The sequence below is a fragment of the Amycolatopsis sp. NPDC045836 genome (assembly GCF_056431745.1).
Genome location: NZ_JBWKKF010000007.1, coordinates 78,102 through 94,972 on the forward strand (window position 1 = coordinate 78,102; position 16,871 = coordinate 94,972).

General features: G+C 70.9%; 17 protein-coding genes. 11 read left to right on the plus strand and 6 right to left on the minus strand.

Features of this window, described 5'->3' with window-relative positions; genetic code table 11:
• Nucleotides 1-3 precede the first annotated feature (3 nt).
• The 5 genes from AC07EG_RS14690 (at nt 4) to srmL (ending at nt 4,893) form a co-directional block, all read left to right on the plus strand.
• Nucleotides 4-612, plus strand: coding sequence for a LysE family translocator (locus AC07EG_RS14690; protein WP_478253596.1), 609 nt, complete (start codon nt 4-6; stop codon nt 610-612).
• Between the two features lie 82 nt (nt 613-694).
• The gene (locus AC07EG_RS14695; RefSeq protein ID WP_478253597.1) at nt 695-1,468 is read left to right on the plus strand and encodes a TetR family transcriptional regulator; all 774 of its coding nucleotides are present in this window, start codon (nt 695-697) and stop codon (nt 1,466-1,468) included.
• Between the two features lie 430 nt (nt 1,469-1,898).
• Nucleotides 1,899-2,450, plus strand: coding sequence for a cysteine hydrolase family protein (locus tag AC07EG_RS14700; RefSeq protein WP_478253598.1), 552 nt, complete (start codon nt 1,899-1,901; stop codon nt 2,448-2,450).
• A 108-nt stretch (nt 2,451-2,558) separates the two neighbouring features.
• Nucleotides 2,559-3,044, plus strand: coding sequence for a hypothetical protein (locus tag AC07EG_RS14705; RefSeq protein ID WP_478253599.1), 486 nt, complete (start codon nt 2,559-2,561; stop codon nt 3,042-3,044).
• Nucleotides 3,045-3,777: 733 nt separating this feature from the next.
• On the plus strand, nt 3,778-4,893 hold the full coding sequence (gene srmL, locus AC07EG_RS14710; RefSeq protein WP_478253600.1) for a PheS-related mystery ligase SrmL: 1,116 nt from the start codon (nt 3,778-3,780) through the stop codon (nt 4,891-4,893).
• A 14-nt stretch (nt 4,894-4,907) separates the two neighbouring features.
• Here srmL and AC07EG_RS14715 read toward each other — a convergent pair whose 3' ends face one another.
• Nucleotides 4,908-5,366 carry a hypothetical protein gene (locus tag AC07EG_RS14715; protein WP_478253601.1) on the minus strand — a complete coding sequence of 153 codons (459 nt, stop codon included), beginning with the start codon at nt 5,364-5,366 and terminating at the stop codon, nt 4,908-4,910.
• 119 nt (nt 5,367-5,485) lie between these two features.
• On the opposite strand from AC07EG_RS14715, the gene AC07EG_RS14720 reads away from it, so the two are divergent.
• Complete coding sequence (locus tag AC07EG_RS14720) at nt 5,486-5,935, plus strand: YunG family protein (RefSeq protein ID WP_478253602.1); 450 nt, start codon at nt 5,486-5,488, stop codon at nt 5,933-5,935.
• A 337-nt stretch (nt 5,936-6,272) separates the two neighbouring features.
• On the opposite strand, the gene AC07EG_RS14725 is transcribed toward AC07EG_RS14720, so the two are convergent.
• Nucleotides 6,273-6,887: a TetR/AcrR family transcriptional regulator gene (locus tag AC07EG_RS14725; RefSeq protein ID WP_478253603.1), complete on the minus strand. Its 615-nt coding sequence runs from the start codon at nt 6,885-6,887 to the stop codon at nt 6,273-6,275.
• Nucleotides 6,888-6,937: 50 nt separating this feature from the next.
• On the opposite strand from AC07EG_RS14725, the gene AC07EG_RS14730 reads away from it, so the two are divergent.
• Nucleotides 6,938-7,873: an NADP-dependent oxidoreductase gene (locus tag AC07EG_RS14730; protein ID WP_478253604.1), complete on the plus strand. Its 936-nt coding sequence runs from the start codon at nt 6,938-6,940 to the stop codon at nt 7,871-7,873.
• A gap of 11 nt (nt 7,874-7,884) precedes the next feature.
• Here the strand turns inward: AC07EG_RS14730 and AC07EG_RS14735 are convergent, their stop codons facing one another.
• Nucleotides 7,885-8,778 carry an NADP-dependent oxidoreductase gene (locus AC07EG_RS14735; protein ID WP_478253605.1) on the minus strand — a complete coding sequence of 298 codons (894 nt, stop codon included), beginning with the start codon at nt 8,776-8,778 and terminating at the stop codon, nt 7,885-7,887.
• A gap of 70 nt (nt 8,779-8,848) precedes the next feature.
• Here AC07EG_RS14735 and AC07EG_RS14740 point away from each other — a divergent pair, with 70 nt between their 5' ends.
• A complete protein-coding gene (locus AC07EG_RS14740; protein WP_478253606.1) occupies nt 8,849-9,418 on the plus strand; it encodes a TetR/AcrR family transcriptional regulator in 570 nt (189 codons plus the stop codon).
• Between the two features lie 247 nt (nt 9,419-9,665).
• Here the strand turns inward: AC07EG_RS14740 and AC07EG_RS14745 are convergent, their stop codons facing one another.
• Nucleotides 9,666-10,259, minus strand: coding sequence for a TetR/AcrR family transcriptional regulator (locus AC07EG_RS14745; RefSeq protein WP_478253607.1), 594 nt, complete (start codon nt 10,257-10,259; stop codon nt 9,666-9,668).
• A gap of 90 nt (nt 10,260-10,349) precedes the next feature.
• Here AC07EG_RS14745 and AC07EG_RS14750 point away from each other — a divergent pair, with 90 nt between their 5' ends.
• Complete coding sequence (locus AC07EG_RS14750; protein WP_478253608.1) at nt 10,350-11,264, plus strand: zinc-binding dehydrogenase; 915 nt, start codon at nt 10,350-10,352, stop codon at nt 11,262-11,264.
• Here the strand turns inward: AC07EG_RS14750 and AC07EG_RS14755 are convergent.
• Nucleotides 11,247-13,358 carry a N,N-dimethylformamidase beta subunit family domain-containing protein gene (locus tag AC07EG_RS14755; protein WP_478253609.1) on the minus strand — a complete coding sequence of 704 codons (2,112 nt, stop codon included), beginning with the start codon at nt 13,356-13,358 and terminating at the stop codon, nt 11,247-11,249. The genes AC07EG_RS14750 and AC07EG_RS14755 overlap by 18 nt on opposite strands.
• 632 nt (nt 13,359-13,990) lie before the next feature.
• Between AC07EG_RS14755 and AC07EG_RS14760 the strand changes: the two genes are divergently transcribed.
• A complete protein-coding gene (locus tag AC07EG_RS14760) occupies nt 13,991-15,205 on the plus strand; it encodes an MFS transporter (RefSeq protein ID WP_478253610.1) in 1,215 nt (404 codons plus the stop codon).
• 62 nt (nt 15,206-15,267) lie between these two features.
• Complete coding sequence (locus AC07EG_RS14765; RefSeq protein ID WP_478253611.1) at nt 15,268-15,816, plus strand: TetR/AcrR family transcriptional regulator; 549 nt, start codon at nt 15,268-15,270, stop codon at nt 15,814-15,816.
• A gap of 77 nt (nt 15,817-15,893) precedes the next feature.
• Here AC07EG_RS14765 and AC07EG_RS14770 read toward each other — a convergent pair whose 3' ends face one another.
• Nucleotides 15,894-16,868, minus strand: coding sequence for a hypothetical protein (locus AC07EG_RS14770; protein ID WP_478253612.1), 975 nt, complete (start codon nt 16,866-16,868; stop codon nt 15,894-15,896).
• Between the last annotated feature and the right edge of the window lie 3 nt (nt 16,869-16,871).

Below are 16,871 nucleotides of genomic sequence, written 5' to 3' on the forward strand. Positions count from 1 at the left end.
CCGGTGTGGACTTCGATTCTCGCTTTCGGCGGGGTCGCCCTGCTGGCGTCGCTGGTCCCCGGCCCGGACACGGCCGTGGTGCTGAAGAACTCCATCGGCGGCGGCCGCCGGAGCGGCTTGCTCACCGCGCTGGGGTGCAGCACCGGGCAGGTGCTGTGGGGCGCCGCCTCCCTCGCCGGGATCTCCGCGGTGCTCGCCTCGTCCGTGGTGGCGTTCAGCGTCGTCAAATGGGTCGGGGTGGCCTACCTTTGCTTCCTCGGTGCTCGAGCGCTGATCTCGGCGATCCGGGGTGACGAAGCGACCGCCCCCGAGCCGCGGTCCTCCTCGAAATCCAGCTACCGGGAAGGTCTGCTGACGAACGCGCTCAACCCGAAAACGGCGTTGTTCATGTCCTCGCTGCTGCCCCAGTTCGTCTCCGCCGCCTCGCCGCCGTGGCTGCCGATCGCCTTGGTCGTGACCACCGCGGTGGTCAGCTTCGGCTGCATGGCCGGGTATGCGACCGGCTTCGCCACCATCGGGCACGTGCTTCGCCGTCCCCGCGTGCGACGGGCCGTCGACGGCGTGACCGGCACCGTCCTCTTGGGATTCGGCGCCCGCCTCGCCGCCGACTGACGCCCATCTCGGCCGGCTCCGTTCGCGGCCGGTCAGCAACCCTTTTGAGCAGTTGCTCAAATCCTGGCTATGCTCGGACGAAGTGCACGGCCGCACACGCCGCCGTGACCGCTGCTACAAGGCGATCACCCTGGTGCTGGCCGTGGCGTTCCTCCCGGTGGCGTTCGTGCTCACCCCGCGCCGGGCCCGGCACACGGCCTGCCAGTGGGCCCTGGCGGTGCGTTTCCCCGCCGAGGACCTCACCGGCCTCACACCGGAAACCCGTGCGGCGTTCACCGCGGCGCGCACGCAGGCGTTGTGGCGAGACGCAGAGCTGATCGGACTCACCTCCGGCTACCGGGACGCCGGGGCACAGGAACGCCTGTTCGCCGAGGAAGCCCGCCGGAGCGGGCCGGCCGCGGCCCGCCGGAGCGCCTGCCCAACCCGGGCGCCATCGGTCGCCGACTCGTGGAGCCGCTACGGTGACGCCGTGGCCGACACCCGACAACGCCTGATCGACGGCACGATCGAGACGATCCGCACGCACGGCCTGAACGGCACCACGGCGCGGAGCGTCGCGGCCACCGCCGGGGTCAACCAGGCTTTGGTCTTCTACCACTTCGGCACCGTCCACGACCTGCTCCAGGCCGCGTGCCTCGCCGCGACCCGCGCCAGGGTCGAGCCCTTCGCCGAACGCCTCGACCAGCTCACCGACCTGCGGCAGCTCCTGGCACTCGGCCGCACACCGAGGAACACGCCCGAGGCAACGTCATGGTGCTCGCCCAGATGCTCGCCGGCGCCCAGACCGACCCCAAGCTCGCCGAAGCCACCGCGGCGGCCCTGCAACTGTGGATCACCCCGATCGAACGCACCCTGACCAGGCTGCTGGCGGTTCCCCCCTGCCCGAACTGATCGACACGGCGGGCCTGGCCCGCGCGGTGAGCGCCAGCTTCGTCGGCCTGGAACACTACGAAGGCGTCGACCGGCCGGGGCCCAGGCAGCCCTGGACGCGATCGACCGGCTGGCCGTGCTCATCGAGGTGGTCGACGACCTCGGGCCGGTCGCGCTCCGCGCCCTGCGCGTCAAACTCCGCAAGACGAGCAAGAACACGCGGTAACGCACACCGCGGTTCTGACGGTCACCACCCAAGGCGCACTTCTTCGTCCGCCCCATTTCCGGTCCCCCAGGCGAATGACAGCACGGCCGGATCCATGGCCGTCGAGCTCACCAAGCGCGTTTTCCTCTACCAGTGCCTGGATCTCGTCTTCGAGCAGTAGGGTGCTGGCGGGACGGGAGGGGAACCTGACTTGACCACTGCGTTGATCATCGGTGACGTCCAGCGGGGCATCACGGGGAACTACCCGTTCGCCGAGCGGGTTGTGCCGCCGTTGACCGAATTGCTTCCCCGCGCCCGTGCAGCCGGTGCGCTGGTGGTGTTCGTGCGCATCGCCTTCCGGGGCAACGGGGCCGATCTGCCGTCCGGCAGCTCGCTGATCAAGTCGTTCTTCGACGCCGGGGACGCCTTCCACGAGGGATCGGCCGGAACCGGGATCGCGCTGCCGGTCGCCGACGAGGACGTGGTCGTGCTCAAACGCCGCGCCAGCGCGTTCGCCGGGACGGATCTCGACCTCGTCCTGCGAGCACGCGGGATCGGCACCGTCGCGGTCGCCGGGGTCGCGACCAGCGCCATGGTGGCCGCGACCTGCTACGACGCGGCGGACCGCGACTACCGGGTGACCGTGCTGCGCGACGGTTGCGCGGACGGCGATCCGGCGGTGCACGACTTCTTCATGGACGCCGTCTTCCCCAGCCGGGGCTTCCGGGTCGTGTCCTGCGCCGATTGGCGCGGCGAACCGTGAGGTGCAGTGTTCGTGCCTGACCGTGCAACGAACTCGGCTGCCGCCCGGCGGTGCCCCATGATCGGGCACCGCGACCACCGTGCACTCCACCAGCAAGGGATCACCGCGATGCGCCCCACCGCTCCCGCCCCGATCGCCGGGCTCCTCGCCGTCACCCTGCTCAGCGGCTGCGGCAGCAGCGACCGCCCGGGCCTCGACGGCGGGAGCGAACTGGGTGAACTGGGCACCAGCAACGACGAGAACGGCGTCCGCGAGGCGGCCCGCGCCTACCTCGACGCCTGGGCCTCCGGCAACGCTCCCATCGCCTGCGGACTGCTCACCCCGGGCGATGCCCGCGACACCGGCCTGCGCTTCGGCGACGGCGCCTGCGAGAGCGCCGTGACCAGCCTGCACAACCGCATGAGCGAGGCGCTGCGCGAACAGTACGAGACCACGCAGATCACCGAGGTCAAGCTGTTCACCCTCGACGAAAAGCCGTCCGCCCGCGTCACCCTGTCGGCCAAGCTGGAAGGCCCCCTCAACAGCGACGACGACATCCGCTGGAGCTACGGCGCCGGACGGTGGCAGACCACCGAAGAACCCGAAGGCCGCTAAGCCCTTGAGTCGTTCGGCGCCGCTCGTCTCCCTGATGACGCGCACCTCTTGAGGTTGACCGGAACGCGGCCGCCCCGTCCGGGGGCAGTCCGGCCTCCGCGTTCACCCGGGTGGAACTCGGAGAGGTCGAGCACGCGTTGCGCGCCCCGCCGTGCGTCCGGGACACGGCGGCGGCCGTCCACCAGTCCGGCCGGGCCCTGTTCGGCGGATCGAGGCACCCGCCTGAGCGTCAGGTTCGGACGGCGTCGATGGCCACGGCCCGGCGCAGGTGGGTGCCGTCGCGGGAGACCTTGCCGGTGAAGGAAATCCGGGAGTTCGGTGCCGGTGCGGTAGTCGCCGGTGCGGGGACCGTTGGTACGCGCACCACGGTCCAGTTGGAGTCGCTGCCTCCATCCGGACGTACGCGGTGGGATGGCGGCTGTCCGCGACGCCGTAGTTGCTCAGGACATCCACCACCGTGACCGGGATCGGGCCAGCCAGGGCGTCCGCGGCCGGGTCGCGTGACCTCCCACTCGCCTGCCGCGTAAACCAGGAGGACTGCGCATCGGCGGCCGCTATGATCACGGTGTGGCCGTCGTAGCGATCATTCGCCGATTTACCGGCCCCCCGGCCCCCGAAGGGCGCCGCGGGGACCGGACTCCGCCACGTCCGCGGAGCTGAGCCCTCGAGCGGTCGGGCCCAGGGGCTGGGGGGTGCAGCAATCCCCGCCACCGCTCTTGGCCAGGAGGCCGCCATGCCCGCTCACCTTTCCGCCGAACAACTCGCCCGTGACCTGTCCATCCGGGACCTCAGCGATCCCGCCGCCGGACCCCACGCCCTCCAATCGGTCCTGAACCACGCCGTCGATGCGCTGGCGAACCGCTGGGGCTGCCAGGTCCGCTGGTGGCGCGGCGAGCGCACCGTCACCGTCGAAGACAACTACGACAACTTGGGCTACGGAACCGACGACATCACCCGTGACACCCGTTACACCCGCTACGTCGACGACCAGCACGTGCTGCGCAGCCACTCCAGCGCGCTGATCCCGGGCGCGCTCCGGGCCCTGGCCGCGGCCCCGGCCGACGACGTGCTCCTGGTCTGCCCCGGGCTGGTCTACCGCCGCGACAGCATCGACCGGCTGCACACCGGCACCCCACACCAGCTCGACCTGTGGCGCATCACCCGCCGTCCGATGTGCACGACCGACCTGGACGAGATGGTCACGACCCTCGTCGGAGCCCTGCTGCCCGGGGCGAAGCACCGCCACGAGGACCGTGTCCACCCCTACACCCTGTCCGGCCGCCAAGTCGACGTCGACCACGACGGCGAATGGATCGAGGTGGCGGAATGCGGCCTGGCGCACCCGCGGGTGCTCGAACGGGGCGGCCTGGACGCCTCGTGGCGCGGCCTCGCCCTCGGCATGGGACTGGACCGGATGCTGATGCTGATCAAGGGCATCCCGGACATCCGCATCCTGCGCTCGGCCGAACCGTCCGTGGCCGCCCAGATGACCGACCTGGCGCCCTACCGGCCCGTGTCCGCCATGCCCGCGATCCGCCGGGACCTGTCCGTCGCGGTCGACCGCGACGACCTCGCCGAAGATCTCGGAGACCGGGTCCGCGACGCCCTCGGCACCGACGCCGACTGCGTGGAAGCGGTCGAAATCCTCGCCCGGACGCCGTGCTCGGAACTCCCGCCTCAGGCCCTGGAACGGCTCGGAGCCCGCCCGGACCAGAAGAACGTCCTGCTCAAGGTGGTCCTGCGGCACCTGGACCGCACCCTCACCGACCACGACGCCAACCTGCTGCGCGACCGCATCTACGCCGCGGTCCACCGGGGCAGCGCCCAACAGTGGGCAACGACCAGCTGAGGACGATCGGGAGTTCAGCTTGGAACGGCTTCCGGCCACAATCGAATCAACCAGGTTTGTGAACTGACGTCGATGCCGAAGTCGGCGTCGTGGGTGCGGGATTCGTCTCGGTGCGCCCGCAATTCGTACGTCCCGGGGTGCGGCAGCTCGATTCGCCTGTCCCCAGGGGAGGGGGTGACGCTGGCAAGCATCGGTTCACGTGCGCCGAAGGTGACCTCGAACCCGGCTTCACTACCCCAGGACCTCTTCGGCTCCGACGGCGCCGAGGACCACACCTCCACCGTGATCGCGAGTTCAGCCGGTTCCGCGTTGGTGAAGAACAGGGCGCCACCAGGGACTGCTATGGCGATTTCTCCACCGGTCCGCCCCGGCGTCGTTGCGGGCGGCAGTCCCGTATCGGAAAGGACAAATTGGTTGAACTCCGGCGACATGGTGACTGCCTGCTCGTGGAACAATTCGGGCTCGCTGGACACGGCTTGGCATACTACCCCGGCATGGGAAGCCGAGAGCGATCTTTTCGCGTTGTCTCCGAAGCTGTTGCTCGTATTGGTAAAGTCCCTCGTACTGAGGGATTCGGATATCCGGGGGGCGGGTGATCACGGTCTGGTCACTGACCGAGCTGGAAGCGGTCTTCCGGCAGTGCTGGGACGAGCGCACCTGCGACCCGGCAGTCGCGTGGAGTTCCGCCAACCCCGCTGCCGGGCATTGTGGTGTCACCTCGATGGCGGTGGCGGAACTCTTCGGCGGCGTGTTGCTCTGGGCCGACGTCTTCCAGCGCGACGGCCAGCCACACGGGTTGCACTACTGGAACCGCTTGCCGAGCGGCCTGGAACTCGACCTCACGCGTGATCAGTTCCGAAATGGCGAATACTTCGGTTCGGCTTCCGTGCAGCAGCCGATCCGGCACGCCTCCGCCCGGATGGCCGCGCGCTATGACCTCTTCGCGCGCCGGGTGCGGGCTCGTGTGGGTGGCTCACTTCCTGGAGGAATCCCGGCCGCGCACACCGGGACCCACGCAACCGGCGTGCTTCCGGAGGCTTGACCCGAGTTTGCTGCCTCGGCCAGTACGGCGTCCGGCCGGTGCGTCCCGGCCAGACTGCTCCGCACCTTCGGGCCAAGCTCCTGGGCGGCCGCCGGTCCCTGACCGCACCTGGGGTGCCGGCAGGCGGAGCCCGATGGCGCAGCGGCTTCCGTCGTGGCCGGCGCTTCTGGTGCACCGCTGGCTGCGCCGCCCGTTCCCGAACCCTCGCCAGCAGGCGTCCTCATCTCGTACCTCCGGGGCTGAAGGTGCGTCGCGCCTCGGTCTCCGCCGGCACCACCCCGAACTGTGCGGCGCGTCAGGTCCGGCCACGATCGGCGACCTGTTCGACGCCAACGGGTCACACCCGCAGCGGCAGCCGGACCGGCGGAGGCAGCGGAACCGCGTCGGAGTGGGCCCGGAAGGACTGGGTGATCAGCGCCGCGAGCCGGCGCGACGCCCCCAGTTGCGCGGCGGGTGAGTCCGCGCGGATGCCGTGGCCGGCCTGCATCGTGAGCACGATGTCCTCCAGCACGATGTCCGCCCGGAGCTCACCGCTTTCCTTCGCGCGCCGGATCAGTTCGAGCAGTCCGCGCAACGTCCGGTCACGTTCGCCGGTGAACTCGGCGCGGCGGGAGAGCTGCGCGAGAACGGCCCGCACCCGCGGATCGCCGCCGTAGGCGGTGACGAGCTTTTCGATCACCAGTGACAGCCCCTGCCACGGGGTCGCCGCCGCGAGTCCCTCTTCGACCACCGTCGAGCACAGGGCCATTTCCTCGGCGAAGGCCGCGGTGAACAACGCCTGCTTGGTCGGGAACCGCCGGTAGACGGTGGCCGCGCCGACCCCGGCGCGCCGGGCGATCTCCCGCACCGGCACGGACGGGCCCTCGGCGGTGAAGGCCAGCCGGGCCGCCGCGAGGATGCGGTCGCGGTTGTCCCCGGCGTCTGAACGCAACTGAGTCACTTCGGTCGCCACCACTCTCACTTTAGCCAGGCGGGAGCGGTGCCCCGCTTACCTTCGGAGCCATGAGAGCAGTTCAGTTCGCCGAGTACGGCCCGCCCAGTGTCCTGCAGATCGCCGAGGTACCGGAACCGCACGCCGGTGCCGGGGAAATCCGCATCGCCGTCCGCGCCTCGGGGGTGGCGGCGGGAGAGACGCGCCTGCGCGCCGGTGCCATGCGCGAGGTGTTGCCGGTGGCTCTCCCGGCCCGCACCGGCTACGACGCCGCGGGCGTGGTGGACGAGGTGGGTGCGGGGGTGTCCGGCGTCGAGGTCGGGGACGAGGTGTTCGGCGCGACGGCGATGACCGACCGCAGCGCCAACTCCGACCACGCGGTCCTCACCGCGTGGGCGCCGAAACCGGCCGCGTGGACGTGGGCCGAGGCGGCGGGCGCGACGGGCGGTGTCGAGACCTCGGTCCGCGTCCTGGACCGGCTCGGGGTGACCGACGGCCACACCGTGCTGGTCCAGGGCGCGGCGGGCGCGACCGGTAGCGTCGCCGTGCAGCTCGCGGTCGCCCGCGGGGCCACGGTGATCGGCACCGCGAGCGAGCACAACCACGAGTTCCTGCGTTCCCTCGGTGCGGTCCCGACCACGTACGGGCCGGGCTTGGCGGAGCGGGTCCTGGCACTGGCACCGTCCGGAGTGGACGCGGTGGTCGACTGCGCGGGCGGTGCCCTGCCCGACCTGGTCGGCATCACCGGCGACCCCGCCCGCGTGGTGACCATCGCCGACTTCGGCGCCGCCGCCCACGGCGTGCACCTGTCGCACACCGCACCCGGCGCGATCGCCGTCCCCGCCGACCCACCCGCGATGCACGGCTTGGCCATCGCGGTCGAGCTGGCCGGACAGGGCCGGTTGCGCATCCCGGTGGCTCAGGCTTTCCCGCTGGCCGAGGTCGCGGCGGCGCACGCCCTGGTCGAAGGACGGCACGCACGGGGCAAAGTCGTGCTGCTGCACTGAATTCCCGCGATTCAGATGACGATGACCCGCCGGCCGCGGGTGTGGCCGGTCTGGCTGTCGGCATGGGCCGCGGCGGCTTCGGCGAGGGAGTAGGACTTCTCGACCGGGATGTGCAGCGCGCCCCGGGAAATCAGGTCGACGGCCTCGGCGAGGGCGTCCGGCACACTCCCGGCCACACCGGAGAACCGGACGCCTGATTCCGGCGAGCCGAGGTCGGCGATGGTGACCACCTTGCGCGGGTCCCCGGTCAGCTCGACGAGTTCGCCGAGCACACCCGCACCCGCCAGGTCCAGGGCGGCGTCGACCCGGCCGAGTTGCCGCACCCGCTCGGTCCAGCCCTCGCCGTAGGTCGTGGCGAGGGCGCCCAGGCCACGCAGGTAGTCCTGGTTGGCGGGCCCGGCGGTGCCGATCACCGTGATGCCCCGGTCGCGGGCGATCTGCAGCACCGCCGATCCGACCCCGCCGGACGCGCCGCTGACCAGCAGCGTCTGCCCGGGTTCCACCCCGACCTCACGAAGGATGCGCAACGCGGTCTCCACCACCGAGGGATATCCGGCGGCCTCGTCGAACGACAGGCCCCCGGGCATCCGGGCCCAGGCCGACAGCACCGCGAACTCGGCGTAGGTGTGCACCCCTTCGCCGAACACCGGATCTCCGAGCTCGACCCCGTCGACCCCCTCGCCGATCTCGTCCACCACGCCAGCGGCGTCGATCCCGACCCCGGCGGGCAGCTCGATCGGGTGGGCCTTCAGGACCTGGCCCTCCCGGATGCGCCAGTCGACGGGGTTGACCCCGGCCGCACGCACGGCGATGCGCACCTGACCAGGGCCCGGGTGGGGTTCCTCGGCGTCCACCAGCTGCAGGACGTCCGGACCGCCGAACTCGGCGAAGCTCACTTTTTTCATGGCGCCGACTGTAGCACTAACGGTTAGCGTTTTGTATCAGTTACGGTTTTGGACCTGTTAGCATGCAGGCATGACCGTGCCGCTCGGCCGCCGTGAGCGCAAGAAGGCCGCGACCCGCCAGAAGATCGCCGACACCGCCCTGCGCCTGTTCCTCGAGCGCGGGTACGACGCGGTGGGCATCCGGGATGTGGCCGCCGAGGCCGACGTGGCCGTCACCACCCTCTTCTCGCACTTCGCCGCCAAGGAGGCCCTGGTCTTCGAGCAGGACGAGGACTTCGAGCAACGGCTCACCCAGGCCGTCACCGGCCGAGCGCCGGACGAGCCGCTCATCCCGGCGTTGCGCCGCGAGGTCGAGGCACTGGTGCGGCACTGCACGGCGGTGGGCACCGCCTCGGTCTGGCGCATGATCAACGAGTCGAAGACGCTGCGGGAGTACGAGGAATCGATGCGGCTGCGGCACGCGGAATCACTGGCGAGGGCCCTGACGGGCGATTCCAGCCTGACGCAGAGCGCAACGGCCTGCCGCACGCTCGCCAGGTTCGTCGTCGACGCCTACTCACTGGCCCGCGAGGCCACCGATCCGGACGCCGCACTGGACGAAATCTTCCGGATGATCGAGGCGGCCTGGGCCGCCGCCTGAACCCGGACAAGGCGCTTCGAGCGGCTGCGGTCGACGGCGAATTCCGTTTCAGGGGCCGTAGTCGGCGCTCAGGGCCGAGGCGTACTCGTCCGGAACGGTTCGACACGCTCATCGCCGTGCCAATTCGCCATCGCGCAGAGCGTGGGCCAGAAGTCTGGGGCGAGGACCGCGTCGAATGCGCAGAAAAGCGAGTCATCGGCTCGGTTCCTCAACACCCGGCCAGGCAATCTCGAGCACATCTCTGTTGTCAGTCGCCTTCTGGAGCGATGTTGCCGTCAGCCATGTCGAGTAGCGCGGCGGCCATTTGCTTGATGGACCGGGTGAAGCGCCGGGGGTCGTCGGGTGGGGTGGTGTGGCGGATCAGGTCGCCGTTGAAGGCGGCCAGGACGGCGTGGGCGAGGAAGCCGGTGTCGAGGTCGGGGCGTTCTTCGGCGAACAGGGTCCGGAGGTGGTGGTGCCAGAACTGGTAACTGGGGTCGCCGTACTTGTCCTCGGCGCAGGCTTGCTCGTGCGCCGACAGCAGGACGGCGTTGCCCTCGGCGATCGCGCCCAGCTCGTCGAGGAAGGCCAGCAGTCGCTCCCGGGCCGGCGCACCGGGTCCCAGCGGCGGGGAGCCTGCCTGGATCGCGTCGCGCAGTTCGCGGGAACGTTCCTCCAGCAGCGCCTGCAGGAGCCCGGCACGGCTGCCGAAGCGCCGGAACACCGTGCCCTTCCCGACCCCGGCAAGAGCTGCGACGCGGTCCAGGGACACGTGCTCCCCGCCGCCTTCGGCCAGCAGTTGCTCGGTCGCGTGGAGGACCGCACGGCGGTTGCGGGCCGCGTCGGCGCGTTCCGGGGCCATCGAACACCCCCTTCAAATCGGACTGCTGGTCCGCATAGACTATCGCGGACCAAGCGGACCGTTGGTCCGCATAGTTCGCGGAGGAGTTTGATGGACATGCGTGCGCTCGTCGCCGATCCCGGCGCTCCCGGTTCCCTGCGTCTCGGCACGGTTCCAGAGCCCCAGCCCGCACCCGGCCAGGTGGTCCTCGAGGTGCGGCACATCTCGCTGAACCGGGGCGAGATCGCCTTCGCCGGCCGGCTACCAGCCGGAACCGTCCACGGCTACGACGCCGCCGGTGTCGTGGTCCGCGCTGCCGCCGACGGCACCGGTCCGGCGGTGGGCACCCGCGTGGCGGCCTTCGGCGCCGGAGCGTGGGCCCAGCGGATGGCCGTGGACACCACCGCGGTGGCCGAGGTCCCCGAACGGGTGGGCCTCGCCGACGCCGCCGCCCTGCCGATGGCCGGGATCACCGCGCTGCGTTCGTTGCGCTCCCGATCCATCCTGGGCCGACGGGTCCTGGTCACCGGCGCGGCCGGCGGTGTGGGCCGTTACGCGGTCCAGTTGGCGGCCTTGGGCGGCGCGCACGTCATCGCCTCGGTCGGGTCAGCGGCCCGCGCCGAAGGCTTGACCGAACTCGGCGCGCACGAGGTGGTGGTCGGGCTGGACGGTGTCGACGACCCGGTCGACCTCGTCATCGACAACGTGGGCGGGCCCCAACTGGCCGCCGCCTGGGAACTGCTCGCGCCGGGTGGGGGCGTGCAGAACATCGGCTGGGCCTCCGGGGAACCGGCGGTCTTCGAGCCGTACTCGCTGTTCTTCGTCGGCCCGCCCAAGACGATGAGCACGTTCGGCGACATCCACGAGGTCGGTCCCGATCTGGCCACCCTGCTGCGCTTCCTGGCAGCCGGACGGCTGTCCGCCGAGATCGACTGGCGCGGCTCCTGGGAACGCGTCACCGAAGCCGCTCAAGCACTGCTGGGCCGACGCATCGCCGGCAAGGCGGTCCTAACGGTGACCAGTTGAACTCGCCGGGGCGGGACGCTCCAGCGCCCGGTCGAAGACGTTGCGAAGCAACCGCTGGATGACCGCATCGACCCGGAGCGCGCCGTTGAACGTCAGCGACGACGCGCTGAACACGAATCCGCCGCCCGGCAGTTCCTTGCACACCATCGCCGCACCGCCGCTGCCGGTCGGGTTTTCGCCCTGCGCGAAGACCTCCTCCGGCGACGCCTCACCGTCGAAGCCCTGCAAGGTGTCGAATTCCCACGCACTCGCCGCGCCGTTGCGGCCGCTCGCCCCGAACGTCTCACCGACACCGAGGCCCGTTCCCGCGAGGAACGGGTGGTCGCGCAGCACCCGGTACGGCGCGAACGTCATCCAGCCCTGGTGCTCGTAGTTGACCCCGAGCAGTTGCGACGCCGGCAGGTCGTAGTGGTTGAGCAGGAGGTCGCGGCTCCCGTCCGCGGCGCGGAAGGTCAGCGTCGTGCCGTCGGCGTCGAACTCCGCGCGTTCGTAGAGCTGGTTGCCGCCGGTGCCGATCACGCTGCCGCCGTCCGCGAGGTAGCCGGCGAGGTTGGTGCGCATGGCCATCGACCAGTATTCCGGGTGCGTGCCCAGCACGATCGCGCGGTAGGCGGACAGCCAGCCGCCGGTGTGCAGGTCGTGGTCGGTGTAGCAGTCGAACCCGATTCCCTCGCCGCTGAGCCAGCGCAACAGCTCCAGGTCGCTGAACAGGTCCACGTCGTACTGCCCCTTCGACGCGATCAGCCAGTTGTAGCTGGGCCGCTGGAAGGTGATGGTGCGGCGCACGCCGTTCTGGCCCACGGAATACTGGTCGTGACCGCCCCAGCCGTTGTAGGAGTGGTAGGTGTTGGCCGGCAGCACCACGGCGATCCCCTGCGCGGGCGCGGCCGGGCGGACCACGAACGCGATGTCCTGGGTCCGGCCGAAGTTCCCGGTGAAGCGGGCGGCGTAGACGCCGGACGGCCAGTCCGCGGGGATTTCGGCGCCGTAGCGCTCGTCCCAGCCGCACCCGGCCGACCGGTAGTTCGCGGGGAGCACCTGGAGCCCGCCGGTGACGGTGGTCTTCGCGGTGACCGGTCCGGGGTCGTCCCCGCCGGGCACGACGCGCACGAGATGCGCGCTGACCTCGCTGAACGCCGTGGACAACGCGATGGAGACCCGTCCACCGGCGGGAACGCTCTGCCGCTGCGGGTAGCCCTGCAGCCCGGCGCTGCGCTCGACGGTGAACCCGTGCCCGACGACGACGCCGGTCGCGTTGTTGATCCACTGCGGCCCGCCGTCGGTGTCGACGGTCTGGTGGTTGGTGAGCCGCAGCTCGACGAGGGTTTCGTCGTAGCCGGGCACCGTCGCGAGGTCGATCCGGACGAAGTAGATGGCGCCGTTGCCGCAGCCGGCGAACAGGTCCCGGCGGAACAGCTCGAACCAGTCGTTGTCCCCGATCTGGATGGGCTGCCCGCCGTTGGCCCAGCCGACGCCGTCGCGGTAGCGGAACCAGGTGAGCCCGCCGGTGCCGCTGACGGCGTAGATGACGTTCCCGGCGTCCGACAGCAGATAACGGGGAACGTTGAACCCCTCCGCGAGTGGTACCGGCGTTTCGAAAATTCCGCCGCTCGGTCGCCGTGAGCGGTGGAGCACGCCGTCCGCGTCGACACACCAGATGACGCCGCCGGGACCGCCGAAAATCCGCGGGAAGGCGTTGAATCCGGTTCCGACGACGGCGTCGTCTGTCCAGTAACCCGCGCCGGTTTCCAGGTCGGTGACGACGCGCCGGCGGGCGAGCACGGTCCCGTCGCCGCGAATGCCGTAGAGGACTCCGTCGACGTCGCCGAGCACGGTGACGAAGTCCTGCCACCCGGAGCCGATCTGCACGCCGGTGCCCTGGCTGGCCCAGTCGGCGGTCGCGGTGGCCCAGCCGCGGTGCCGGTACCAGTGGAGCAGCCCGTCGGCCTGCACGGCGTAGATGATCCCGTCACCGCCGCCGACCAGCCGGCTCCACCGCTGGTGCGGATCGAAGCCCCCGGCCGGCGTGAACTCCGCCGCCGGCGGTTCGGCCTCGACGATCGGGAGTGGTTCGCGGCCACTGAGAATTGACATAGCGCACCTGGTTTCCGTGCCTGCTCCGCCAACCGGGGAACGCGCTCGAACCACCGGATGTTGCCGCGCCCGGCCACCATCACCCGATGAGCCCAGCACGGCGCGATCGACTCCCGGACGGGAGAAACACCGCACCACCGCTCGCCTGCGGGCTCGATTCACAATTCCCATCGCCCCCTGTTCACCCCGTCCGAGTCGGGCACCAAACCATCAGGGAGAACCCGGCATCGACGACCTCGGCGACTCGGGGTTGCAATTCCGGCTGAGTTACCACCCCGGCAGATGTGCACGGCCCCGTCCCACCCCGGATCGATTCGCAGCACCGGCGATGAAAGACCACAGTGAACCCACTCGACATTTTCGATCACCGTTTCCAGCACCGATTTCAAACCATCGATGCAGGCACTCCACGAAGGCGCATCCGCCGGTTCCGACCGCACACCGTCGTCGCGAGGACCGACATCCACCTCGACACCCACTTCGCCAACCATGCCAGCCCCCACGCCCTCCGGTTGGCATCACCCGACCGACCCCGCCCCTGTCCAGGCGGCGGCCGCCGTGCTAGAAACTCTAACGAGTGTTCAAATTTCTTGCCGGGAGGGCACGATGACCAGATCTCCGAGGGGCGGACGATGACCAACCCGTACCGCGAGCTGTTCGCCGCGCGGGGCTCGGTGGCGTTCACCGCCGCCGGTTTCCTCGCCAGGACACCGCTGTCGATGACCGGTATCGGCCTCATCACGATGATTTCCCAGCTGCACGGCGAGTACCGGCTGGCCGGTGCGGTCTCCGCCTGCTTCACGCTGTCGATGGCCCTGCTCGGGCCGCAGGTGTCCCGGCTGGTGGACCGGCGCGGCCAGCGCCGGATCCTGCTGCCCGCCGCGGGGATCAGCGTGATCGCGCTCGGCTCGCTGCTGCTCTGCGCCCGGTACGACGCACCGGCCTGGACGTTGTTCGCCTGCGCGGTGCCTGCCGGGTGCATGCCCAACATGGCCGCGATGGTCCGCGCCCGGTGGTCGGAGCTCTACCGCGATTCACCCCGGCTGCACACGGCTTTCTCGTTCGAGTCGGTGGTCGACGAGCTGACCTTCGTGGTCGGCCCGGCGTTGTCGGTGGCGTTGTCGACGATCGTGTTCCCGGAGGCGGGCCCGCTGGTGGCGCTGGCCCTGCTCGCGCTGGGCGTGCTGCTGTTCACCGCCCAGCGGGGCACCGAACCGCCGGTGCACCCGCCGTCGGGCAGTTCGGGGGTGACCGCCATCCGCAGCCCCGCACTGGTGGTGCTGGTGCTGGTACTCGTCGCGGGCGGCACCATCGTCGGCACGGTGGACGTGGTCAGCGTGGCCTTCGCGGAGGAACGCGGCCAGGTCGCCGGCGCCGGTGCGGTGCTCTCGGTCTACGCCATCGGTTCGGCCGTGGCCGGGTTGCTGTTCGGCACGCTCGAGCCGGCCACGCCGTTGCCGCGCCTGCTGCTGCTCGGCGTGCTCGGCACCGCGCTGACCACGCTGCCGCTCCTGCTCGTCGGGAACATCTTCGGCCTGTCGGTGACCGTGTTGTTCGCCGGGTTGTTCTTCGCGCCGACGATGATCGTGGTGATGGGGCTGGTGGAGAAGATCGTGCCGGTGTCCCAGCTGACCGAGGGCATGACCTGGGCGATCACCGGCCTGAGCACCGGCGTCGCGCTCGGGGCGGCGGTGTCCGGCAGCGCGGTCGACGCCCACGGCCCGCACGGCGGGTTCGTGGTGGCGATCGTCGCCGGTGCCGCGGCGCTGCTGATCGCGCTGGCGGGCTACCGGCCGCTGATGAAGGCGAGCGTCGAAGAGCGCCCCGCCGAGCCGGCGCAGGGCTGAGCGGTATCGTCCGACGGAGCAGGAAGAGCACGAACGGGAAGGAACGGCAACTGAACGAGCCGTTGACCGACGGGCGAAGGCTCAAGGGCGAGCGCCGCAAGCGGGAGCTGGTCGAAGCCACGCTGCGGGTGGTGGCCAGGGACGGGGTGGCCGGGGTCAGCCACCGGACCGTGGCCAAGGAGGCCGGGCAGCCCGCCACCGCCGCCGCCTACTACTTCGCCGGGATCGACGACCTGCTCACCGGTGCGCTCACCGCCTGCATGGACGAGGACGCCGAACGCATGCGCCGCCTCGCCGAAGCGGCGGACGGCGGCGCCGACAGCCTGCACACCCTGGCCGCGTTGATGGCGGAGGTGGTCGCGGACCCGGGCCGCCTGCTGGCCGAGTACGAGCTGTACCTGCTGGCCGCCCGCGACGCCGAGTTGCGCGGTCCCACGCACCGGTGGATGACCGCGGTGGCCGAGTTCGCCCGCCGCTACACCGGCGACCCGATCCTGGTCGACGTGGTCGTGGGCGCGGTGGACGGCTTGCTGATGCAGGCCCTGCTCACCGACACCCCGCCCACCGCGGCCCGGTTCGAAGCCATGCTGCGGACCTTGCTCCAACGCTGACCCAGACACGGTGTCCCACTGCGGTTTCAGCCGCTGGAGTTTCGCTGAGCAGACCCGCCACCCGCCGCGGTCTCCGCTCAGTGCAAGAAGTCCGCGACTGCCGGTACCGCCTCGGTGATGTCGAGCAGTTGGACGTGGGCGGCGTGCACGGCGGTGAACTCACGCAGCGGAATGGCCGTGGTGCCGTAGCGGTGCGCGAACCGGCGCCGCAGGTGCGGGGAGGAACGGGCGAGCAGCTCCCCCACCTCACTGGTGCTCGTGCGCAGGAACCGCGCCGGTTCACCGCCGACCGCCCACAGCTCCGGGCGCCGCCCGCTGGTGTCCATGGCCAGGTGCACGAGATCGGCCACCAGGCCGCGTTTGCGCATCATGTCCCCGCCCGGCCACACCGCCACCTCGAACTCCGCGACGCGGCAGTTGGTTTCCAGGTCGAACGTCCGGCTCGGGTCGTTGCCCGGGCCGAGTGAAGGGCGCTGCGTCACCCTCTCCCCGTCCGCCAGGATGGTGGGCAGGGCCAGCGTGATGACGGTGGCGTGGATGACGTCGCTGACCCGCCCCACGTTGCTCCGCACGATCAGCGCGGCCCGCAGGAGGTCTTCGGTGAGGCCGGAAGCGGCGCCGGTCACGGCGGCGTGGTGGGCGTCGGCGCCGATCAGGGCGTGTTCGAGGGTTCCGACGCCGTAGGTCAGCGGCGCCCGGCGCAGGAACGAAACCAGGGTGGCGAACGCGATGCCCGCCTCTTCGACGCTGACGTCCGGCGCCCGGCGAGCCGGGCCGCCCGCCGGACGGGGCTGCTGGCTCGTCGGCAGGCCCAGGCGGCGGAAGTGCAGCAGCGCGGCATGGGAGATGAAGGTCGAGCGGTCGATGCCCAAAACCGCCGACAGGGCCTGCTTGACGGGGAACCGCACCCCCTCCACCTCGACCCAGTGGGTGCGGATGTCCTCCGGTGTCCGGCCGCGCAGCCGTTGCGCCACCACCGCCGCGGTCAGGGTGAACTCCCGGCCATTGAGGACGAACTGCACGCCGGTGCCCGGTTCGGTGAAAACGTCCACGAG

Bases quoted from the DNA above. Each gene is read 5' to 3' on its own strand.
- AC07EG_RS14705 (WP_478253599.1), top strand. From the start codon at position 2,559: ATGCGCCCCACCGCTCCCGCCCCGATCGCCGGGCTCCTCGCCGTCACC.
- AC07EG_RS14760 (WP_478253610.1), top strand. From the start codon at position 13,991: ATGACCAACCCGTACCGCGAGCTGTTCGCCGCGCGGGGCTCGGTGGCG.
- AC07EG_RS14755 (WP_478253609.1), bottom strand. From the start codon at position 13,358: ATGTCAATTCTCAGTGGCCGCGAACCACTCCCGATCGTCGAGGCCGAA.
- srmL (WP_478253600.1), top strand. From the start codon at position 3,778: ATGCCCGCTCACCTTTCCGCCGAACAACTCGCCCGTGACCTGTCCATC.
- AC07EG_RS14745 (WP_478253607.1), bottom strand. From the start codon at position 10,259: ATGGCCCCGGAACGCGCCGACGCGGCCCGCAACCGCCGTGCGGTCCTC.
- AC07EG_RS14730 (WP_478253604.1), top strand. From the start codon at position 6,938: ATGAGAGCAGTTCAGTTCGCCGAGTACGGCCCGCCCAGTGTCCTGCAG.
- AC07EG_RS14740 (WP_478253606.1), top strand. From the start codon at position 8,849: ATGACCGTGCCGCTCGGCCGCCGTGAGCGCAAGAAGGCCGCGACCCGC.
- AC07EG_RS14735 (WP_478253605.1), bottom strand. From the start codon at position 8,778: ATGAAAAAAGTGAGCTTCGCCGAGTTCGGCGGTCCGGACGTCCTGCAG.
- AC07EG_RS14750 (WP_478253608.1), top strand. From the start codon at position 10,350: ATGGACATGCGTGCGCTCGTCGCCGATCCCGGCGCTCCCGGTTCCCTG.